The sequence below is a fragment of the Roseiconus nitratireducens genome, from assembly GCF_008629675.1.
Classification (GTDB): domain Bacteria; phylum Planctomycetota; class Planctomycetia; order Pirellulales; family Pirellulaceae; genus Stieleria; species Stieleria nitratireducens.
The window spans coordinates 1-660 of the sequence record NZ_VWOX01000079.1 but is presented as its reverse complement, the minus strand read 5'-3'; the positions used below and the strand labels follow the sequence as shown (position 1 = coordinate 660).

General features: G+C 53.6%; 1 protein-coding gene. It reads right to left on the bottom strand.

What is annotated here, in order from left to right:
• Positions 1-471 precede the first annotated feature (471 nt).
• A partial coding sequence (locus tag FYK55_RS29935; RefSeq protein WP_235909054.1) for a hypothetical protein occupies positions 472-660 on the bottom strand: 189 nt, incomplete at its 5' end.

The window sequence follows — 660 nt, the reverse complement described above, 5'->3', positions numbered from 1 at the left end:
GCAGGGTTCAGCGGGGCCGCGCGAACGACTCTCCACTTCGAAAACGTCAGCTCGCGGCCTCCGTTGCAACCCATGGTTATCGGGCATCTTGGTTAGCGTTGTCAACGATGTCCGATGGAATGTCAATGTTATGCGGTAGCAATCGCCGACGGCTTCGGACTGGTGTGGGCCAAGCAGCAATGGCAATGACAGTCAGCAGACCAATCAAAGGGAGATAGTCTGCGAACGGCGATCGACACACAGCCACAAAGAGAGCTGTAAACATGCAGAAGATCAACATCGATCGAACTGAGAATTGTTGCGACACGCGCGATACATCGATTCCGTTGCGCCAAACCGAAGCGATCGCGTTTGAAGACAGTGCAAGTGAAAGAACAATCCAGAACGTGGATGATGCCCGCAACGCGATCCCACAATCTCCACCCCGCGCAGTCATCAACCAGAAAGGATGAATCATCAAAGGAACAAGATTTAGGCAGCAACCGCGGACGCTGTTTCGAGCGAAGAAAGACGCGACGGCAGCAGTGATGAGGAGAGGAATGGATACAAAAGAGGCATGAAGTGCGTAATTCTCCGCCGCAGCGATTGTTGCGCCAGCGCTAGGCCCACTGCAGGCGATGAGAAAATGGTGCATCGCGTTAAGCGTTGTTCAGTCTCGAT